Below are 4,516 nucleotides of genomic sequence, written 5' to 3'. Positions count from 1 at the left end.
CGTGACTTCGGCAGCTAACAGACGACGCAGTTCAAGTGATTCGAACGTGGAACGTCGTCCCGAAACACGATTCCCGTGGCGGCCTCGCTTTCCTTTCGACAAACGACTTGACTTCGAGAGCCCATACTTGCGACGTACTTGTGTGACCAGCGATTCAAACTTCATAACCAACAACGTCCCAAATCCATTCGGGTCAATTCAGTCTTGGCGTTTGCGATCGGCAAACGCTCATCGATGGACCTTTCATTTCGACTTGAGCCGAAATTGAAATAAATCAACCGAAAGATAGTTCGTTGTTAAATAGAGTTTCACGGCGCAGCCTGATAGAGAGTTTCACTATGAAACTTGCAAAAATGCAGATTGCGAAGTGGTCTATCGAGAAGCAGCTTCCTTTGTTAAACGGCATGCATGAACGCGTTCGTCACCCTGTTATTACCGGGCTCGCATTCAGTTCAAAACACAGCGTTTCCTTTGCATGACTTTCACTGACACGTGTTTCGCGGCAACGCAAACTCCCAGTCAGGAATCAAATGAGTGACATATGAACACCGCTGAAATAGCAAGTGTTTGGTCCCTCCGCTATAGCATTTAAATACGGTCCTAGGTTTATCAACATGTTGTCACGCAATCCCCAAGCTCTGCTGCACGTTCGCGGATCAAAACGTCGGCTGCCAACGCTAGGTGGGTTGCTCAGCGCGATCGTCGCGGCAGTGACTCTATTTCATTCCTCAGCAAACGCTCAGATTCCGGCGAACGCCCCCTTCAAGTTTGACAGTCTTCCCGAGATCAATCAGGCACCGTCGTTCGTCGAACCGGTCTCTTACGATGACGAATCTCCAGCTGATGTGGTGATGACAACCGACCACACGACCACCATGGCTGCGAAGGCCGATTTCTTGATCGCAATCGAAAACATGCAAAACCGATTGCAGTCCCAAGAAACTCAAATTGCCTCACTTAATTCGCAGCTGCGAATGTCGTCACCAAGGTCTGCTGCCAATCGCAAATCCAGGTGGTTTTCGACGTACGAAAGTGTCATTGTGCAACCGATGCAGGAAAACTTGACCGGAGTAATTGTGCAGACGGACGACGGGTACGCTCACGTGGCGTTTCCGTGGAAAATTCAGCACAGCCCTCGAGTGCAATTCGGTCATGAAACGTCAAACGATACACTTGGCTGGCGTGTTCGCTACTGGCAATTTCGCCACAGCAAATCTTTCCTGGCCAACAATGACAATGGCCTGATTCCAACGGGAAATGATGGCAGAGTGGGCTACTTGGTAGAAGATGGCGATATCACCGTCGGATTGGGCTCCATCGAAGACGGCCACTTTCAAAGCAGCATTCGCACCGACGTGATCGACTGGGAACTACAACGTCACATTGCGGCGCCTTTGGATATCTATGCAGGAATCCGGTACGCCAAGGCGGCGCAAGGTTACCGAGCTGCGACCGACGTCGGGAGCGTCCGAGCCGACTCTTCGTTTCGAGGCGTTGGCCCGACGGCTGCGATGCGTTTACAACACGACCTAGGAGTCAGTCGACTGGCCATCTTCGCAAATCTCCGTGGATCACTTTTGTTCGGTCACAAAGAGTTCTCGGTTTACGATGACGCAAACGATTCTCTGCAGGCAATCGGAAGTGATGATGTCCGACTATCCAGCGATGGAGCCGACACACTTTCTGGCAACGCGGAGATCCAACTGGGCGTTCGCTTGGCGGCCACGGATTGGCTTGCGTTGACGGTTGCGTTCGAGACTCAGACGTTCACCAACGTCGGCGGTCCCAATCCGACTGCCGTCTTTACCGGAACCGACAGAGGCGTTGCCGGCGACAGCCCAATGGACGATTCACTTTCCTTTGCCGGTGTCACCGTCGGCACCGAAGTGACTTGGTAACCGCTAGAACAGTGATCGATCGGGACAGAGTCAGTCCTGAGCCCGGATTGGTAACTGGTCCGCGGCAGGTTTGCCCAAGTCATTTAAAGTCCCTTGCAGCTGACTGCGGATCGCTGTCCGCCGCTCGTCATCGTGTGCTGCCGTCAACAGATACTGCTCCAGCGGATCTTCGGCCATGTGATAAAGTCGTCCATCGTTGTAAAGCTTCCAGTCCTGGGTTCGCACCCATCGCAGGCCTGAACTTTCTCCATCAGGTTCTACGCCACCCGGCTTGGGCAATACGGCTTCCTCGCAGTAGGCAAATGATCGTGTCGAAGAACCTGTTCCTCGTAGTCGATTGGCAAAACTGACGCCGTCTAGTTCAAGACCGTCGGGAAGCGGTTGTCCCGCCAAGTCCATGAATGTCGGCAAGAAATCGCTGAAGTCCACTAGATCGTCGACGACTTGCCCCGGTTTGATTGTGCCAGACCAATTGGCGATCATCGGCACGTTGGTTCCGGCATCCGTCAACTGCTTCTTTCCTCCCGGAACGTCTTGTCCGTTGCGACGCGATACGACGGGCACCTTGATCAGCTCCTGGCCTTCGGCGCGGATGATAATCTCCGGCGGCGTTCCATTGTCTGCCACAAACAGAATCAGTGTCTTTTGTCTCAGCTCCAGCGCATCCAAAGCAGCTACTAGCCGACCAACGTTGCGATCCGTTTCTGCGACCATTTCGGCGTAGTTGTCGTAACGCCCCAGCGGGCCGTGCGGGACCGGCGGCGTCAAGTCATCGGTCACTTCGTGGGCGACGGCCATGGAGTAGTAAGCCAGGAAAGGCTGCTCTCGATTCGTCTTGATAAAATCGATCACGCTTTGCACATAAAGATCCGGACCGTAGAAACCCTTCGTGTCTATTCGCACCTTTCCATTTCGATAGATCATCGGGTCGTAGTAGCGTGGACCTTCGTGCCAGCCAAATAGATCCCAGTGGTCAAATCCCATTCGCTGTGGATGCAGTGGGTCGTCCGCCAACAAACAAAGCTGCCATTTGCCCGCGATACCCGTTTTGTATCCAGCGTGTTGGAGAAGACTGGAGAACGTCTGGGCTTCGGCTTTTGCCGGATAGTCTCCCCAACTGACCTTGCCAAAACGGAACGGATATTTCCCTGACATCAAAGTCAATCGCGAGGGATGGCAAACCGGCATGCTGTAGGTCTGATTAAACGTCATCCCCGTCCGCGCGAGTTCATTCAGGTGAGGAGTCGAGTAAGACTGACCTCCATAGCACTCCAATGCTTCTTGCCCGACGTCGTCTGCAAAAATGAAGAGTATGTTGGGTGGGGTCGATTCGTCTGCGTTTCCGGCGGTCACCCAAGCGACAGTGAGCAACAGGAATGATTGGTAAGCAATTTTCATGAACGTTATTTTAGTCGATCCTAGAGTTCAGAAGTCACGCGAACGAAAGAGACTTTGCTACACAGGATCGATTCTGCAGATGCTCGCCACCGCAACACCTTGAAAGTTGCACCACAGGTGGCCTTTCACGCTTTACCAATGCCGACTTGTCACAGCGCAATAGTCCTTAGTCGCCGCTAGTCATGGCACTTTAATTCCTCGTTACGATTGCGAATCTCCCATTGAACCCTGTCAGCCCCGAACGAATGCAGTGCATGGAAGTCTGGGGCGGAAACCAGGCTGTCGATCGCACCATCGAAACGCCAGGCCTGCGCATTTGGGCCTTCTCGAAGCCCTATCCGGGATCCGATTCCGGGGGCGATGTCTACTTCCTCTCTTCTTGTGCGTCGGGGCGAGTTTCGCGAATCTTGCTGGCAGATGTGAGCGGTCATGGCGAAGCGGTCTCCAAAATTGCGATCGGGCTTCGGGATCTCATGCGGCGCAACGTCAATTACGTTCGCCAATCCCGGCTTGTCACAGGGATGAATGAGCAGTTCGCTCAGCTGAATAAGACCAGTGAATTTGCGACGGCGTTGGTCAGCACATTCTTTGCGCCCACGCGAACTTACTCACTTTGCAATGCCGGGCATCCACCGCCGTTTTTGTACCGCCAGGCATCGGGTGTCTGGAGCGAACTTTCAGACGGCGAAGAACGCGCCGGCGTCATCGCTGACATTCCCTGGGGTGTTTGCGATGACGCAGCGTATTTCCAACAAGACATCCAGCTTCAACCCGGCGACATGGTCCTTAGCTACAGCGACGCGTTGAGCGAATCTGAAGATAGCGACGGGGAACCACTCGGTTGCGATGGAGTCCTGCAGCTGGTTTCCCAATTGGATACCAGAGAACCTGCCAACCTGATCCCCGATCTGATTCGGCAGATCGGGGAATTGAATCCTTGCAACCTGGAACATGACGACATGACGGTCCTACTGTGCGAAGCTAATGGCAGTGGGACGCCGCTGAAGGACAGTTTGCTCGCGCCCTTTCGCTTGCTACGAAACGTTGCGGACAAGACGAACATTGACTAGCTGGGCTGAGGCTTGGAGCGTAGTGCGAAACGCTGGCAGATGGCAGTCGCCGGCAGACCTGGCTGTCCCAGCAGTGACGCTTGATGGGTTATTCTTTCTTTGAAATACAACCGGTAACCGGTTTTCTTCAGCCTGCAACTTGCTTTGAAA

General features: G+C 53.6%; 4 protein-coding genes. 3 read left to right on the top strand and 1 reads right to left on the bottom strand.

Going from position 1 to position 4,516, the window contains the following annotated elements:
- Positions 1 to 338: 338 nt before the first annotated feature.
- On the top strand, positions 339 to 479 hold the full coding sequence (locus K239x_RS28265; protein ID WP_419189674.1) for a hypothetical protein: 141 nt from the start codon (positions 339 to 341) through the stop codon (positions 477 to 479).
- Between the two features lie 135 nt (positions 480 to 614).
- Positions 615 to 1,898 (top strand): Lpg1974 family pore-forming outer membrane protein, encoded by a 1,284-nt coding sequence (locus tag K239x_RS04660; RefSeq protein ID WP_145416474.1) that lies wholly within the window; start codon positions 615 to 617, stop codon positions 1,896 to 1,898.
- A gap of 30 nt (positions 1,899 to 1,928) precedes the next feature.
- On the opposite strand, the gene K239x_RS04655 is transcribed toward K239x_RS04660, so the two are convergent.
- Positions 1,929 to 3,296, bottom strand: a complete 1,368-nt coding sequence (locus K239x_RS04655; RefSeq protein ID WP_145416473.1) for a sulfatase family protein — start codon at positions 3,294 to 3,296, stop codon at positions 1,929 to 1,931.
- 221 nt (positions 3,297 to 3,517) lie between these two features.
- On the opposite strand from K239x_RS04655, the gene K239x_RS04650 reads away from it, so the two are divergent.
- The gene (locus K239x_RS04650) at positions 3,518 to 4,366 is read left to right on the top strand and encodes a PP2C family protein-serine/threonine phosphatase (protein WP_145416472.1); all 849 of its coding nucleotides are present in this window, start codon (positions 3,518 to 3,520) and stop codon (positions 4,364 to 4,366) included.
- Positions 4,367 to 4,516: the final 150 nt, after the last annotated feature.

This window comes from Stieleria marina, from assembly GCA_007741555.1.
In the GTDB taxonomy this organism is placed as follows: Bacteria; Planctomycetota; Planctomycetia; order Pirellulales; family Pirellulaceae; genus K23-9.
The sequence above is the reverse complement of the archived record's forward strand: the minus strand, read 5'-3'. Positions and strand labels throughout refer to the sequence as shown.

Excerpts from the sequence above, each read along its gene's own strand:
- K239x_RS28265 (WP_419189674.1), top strand. The coding sequence starts at position 339 with ATGAAACTTGCAAAAATGCAGATTGCGAAGTGGTCTATCGAGAAGCAG.
- K239x_RS04660 (WP_145416474.1), top strand. The coding sequence starts at position 615 with ATGTTGTCACGCAATCCCCAAGCTCTGCTGCACGTTCGCGGATCAAAA.
- K239x_RS04655 (WP_145416473.1), bottom strand. The coding sequence starts at position 3,296 with ATGAAAATTGCTTACCAATCATTCCTGTTGCTCACTGTCGCTTGGGTG.